Source organism: Paenibacillus cremeus, from assembly GCF_007786445.1.
GTDB lineage: Bacteria > Bacillota > Bacilli > Paenibacillales > NBRC-103111 > Paenibacillus_G > Paenibacillus_G cremeus.
The window spans coordinates 1-2,809 of sequence record NZ_VNJI01000110.1 but is presented as its reverse complement, the minus strand read 5'-3'; the positions used below and the strand labels follow the sequence as shown (position 1 = coordinate 2,809).

The 2,809-nt window shown below is 62.4% G+C and carries 1 protein-coding gene; it reads right to left on the bottom strand.

What is annotated here, in order from left to right; all coding sequences use genetic code 11:
• Positions 1–234: 234 nt before the first annotated feature.
• Positions 235–2,196, bottom strand: a complete 1,962-nt coding sequence (locus tag FPZ49_RS34975; RefSeq protein WP_144855328.1) for an SbcC/MukB-like Walker B domain-containing protein — start codon at positions 2,194–2,196, stop codon at positions 235–237.
• Positions 2,197–2,809: the final 613 nt, after the last annotated feature.

The following is a 2,809-nucleotide window of genomic DNA, read 5'->3' as shown; positions in this document are numbered from 1 at the left end:
TCCCATATCCTGTGCCTGATGATATTCGTGTTCCTCGGGTCGGAAGTTTGCCTCCAGCTTCCTTCAGATTCCACCTTGCAATGGACACCCTTGCTCTTGGCTAGTGGTTGGCAACTACAAGCCTCCACAGCGGACTTTCACCGCCTAGTTAATCGCCATGCGTGGCGCACATAAAAAAACGGACCACCTCCGTGGCCCGTTTGCTCGTTGAGTCTGTTATTGTGAACGCCTTAGCTACATCGTCTCCAAGGCAATTCGGCTGCCCCTGCCGCCTGGCTCGGCGGGATGGACCACCAACCGTCTAGGCAATCGGGCCCTTAATTCCGGTACGTGGCTGATGACACCGACCGTCAGTTTATCCAGATGCAGCTTTTCGAGTGCTGTTATGACCGCTTCCAGCAGATCCTGATCCAGCGTTCCGAAGCCTTCGTCCAAAAAGAAAAACTCGAGCGGATATTGACCCTTCAGCTGAATTTGGGCAGACAGCGCAAGCGCAAGGGATAACGATGTAAGGAAGGTTTCCCCGCCAGACAACGTCGTGACCGGACGTCGTACACCGCCATTCGCATCATCCCGGATCACAAAGCCACCGCTGGAATCGACCTCAATGGCATACTTTTGCCGGGTCAATTGGCCAAGTCGTTCGGAAGCCGTCCGGCTGACATGCATGAGCTGCTCCTCGGATAAAAACTCGACGAACGCGTTGCCTCGCAGTACGGTTTGCAGCTTTCCAAGTAATCCCAGCTGCTGCTGGCGTGCTGCACGCTGCATCTCCAGCTCCGACCATCGTGCATGCTTTTCTTGGAGATCTTCCCAATCTCGCTCCGCCTTCGCTACTGTTTGCAGTGCAGCTTCATCCTGCTCCTTGCACTGTTTCAGCTCGTTTTCCAGCTCTAGCCAAGCTTCGTCCGTCACTTCCCTGTCTCCCAGCTGAGTCGAAAGCTCCACGCGCCGTGCGGTCAACTGATGCTCCAGTTTGGTATGCGCCTCGACCTCCGCCTGCCATGCAGACTGCTGCTCCGGGGCAAGCAAGGATTGCGAGACTTCTTCCGCGGTCTTGAAGCCTTCTGCCGCAGACTGCTCTCCCCATTCCTGCTGCATGTCGGAGCAAAGCTGCTCCGTAGACTCCGCCGCCTGTCTAGCCGCCGCTTCCGTTTGAGCTTGCTTATGGCTGGCGGCTTGCGCACCATCCAGCTGCTGTGCGGTTGCCTCCGCTTGATGCCTCAAGTGCATCAGCTTGGTCTGTACCTCTGCTGCCAGCGCAGCGGCATCCTGATCCTGCACCCACGCTTCAAGCTGTTTTTGTTTCTGGGCTGTCAATTGCTCCAGCGCCTGCTGCTCAGCATTGCACTTCACGAAAAGCTTGTCCGTTTCGCTAAGCTCCGCCTGGAGCTGCTCCAGCCGCGTTTGCTTCTCGGTCAGGAAAGCGACGCTTTTCTCCAGACGTTCTCGCAGGTCCTCCGCCGCCTCATCCTTTTTCCGGAGGGTCTCCGCGGCTCCCACGACTTGATCCGGCTGGAGGTCCGGAAACCGGGCTGTCCAGCCGGATTGAATTTCATTGAGGCTTCGCTTCGTTTCCGCAGAGACCTGCTCCTGTGCTGACATCAGTGTTTCCAGCGCCTGCCTGCGGGCGTTCAGCTCTTGCAGCTGCTTATCCATCTGCCGCTTGTCCTGCAGCAGCTTTTGCATCGACTGCTGCAGCGCTTGCGCCTGACGCTCTCCTTCGGACAGGTGTTCATGTACCTGCTTCAGCCCTTCGGCCATCGAAGCGGATCTCCACGATGGGATCTCCACGACGGCCGCTGCCGCAGCTTCTTTGTATGCGTCCGGCTGAGCAGGTCTCTTGGCCTCCACTGCTCGTTCTGCCGCTTGGTCTGCTTGCTGCTCCATCGCTTGCAGCGCATGCATCAGCTGCCGGCAGGCCATCTGCCGCTCTCTCGCTTCTTGCCCCAGACGCTCCAACCGTGCGGCTTCCTCGCCGGTTTCCCCTGCCGTCTCGGCTGGCTTATGCTGCCCTGCGATGCCCGGGTGGTCCGTCCCGCCGCATACGGGGCACGGCTCCCCGTTTTGCAGGTGCGCTGCCAAGGTTTGGGCCAACGAGGCCAGCTCCGCTTCCCGTTCTGCCCTGCGGATGCGTGCCAGTTCCTCCGGTATGGCCACCTGCCAACCGGCTAACCCCCGTTCCAGCTGCTCCATTCCTGTATGTATCGCCTGGACTTGCGTACGCCATTCGGTTTCCCGCTGCGCCCATTCCGTTTCGGAGCGCCTCCACTGCTGCTCGGCTTGCTGCAGCTGCCCCTGCTCGGCCTGCTGCTTCTGCCTTGCCGTCTGCTGCTCGGCCGCTTGCTTGCTCAGCCGGTCCAGCTCGCGCTTCTCCTGCAGCGCTTCTTGCAACTGCTGCCGCCATGCGCGAGGCACCTCGGCGCTCTTCAGCTCCAGCTGCAGCTGCGCCTGGCGCTGCAGCGCCTTCTCGCGCAGCTCGCGCTCGCGCGCCTGCTCCGCGCGGCCTGCGGCCAGCCGCGCCTCGTGCGCCGCCGCCTCAGCGGCCAGCGCCGCCAGCCGCTCGCGGTCCGCCGCGAGCTCCGCCGCCAGCGCGGCCGCTTGGCGCAGCTGCTCGAGGCGCAGCACGAGCGGCGCCTCCTGCGCGGCCAGCGCCTCGCGGGCCGCGGCCTGCGCCGCTTGCGCCTGCGCGAGCGCGCCTTGCGCGGCGGCCAGCGCCTGCGCCGCAGCGGCCGCGGCTGCGCGCTCGCGCGCGAGCTGCTCCGGCGTATCCCAGTCCGTATACAGCTGGGCCAGCACATTCCCCTCC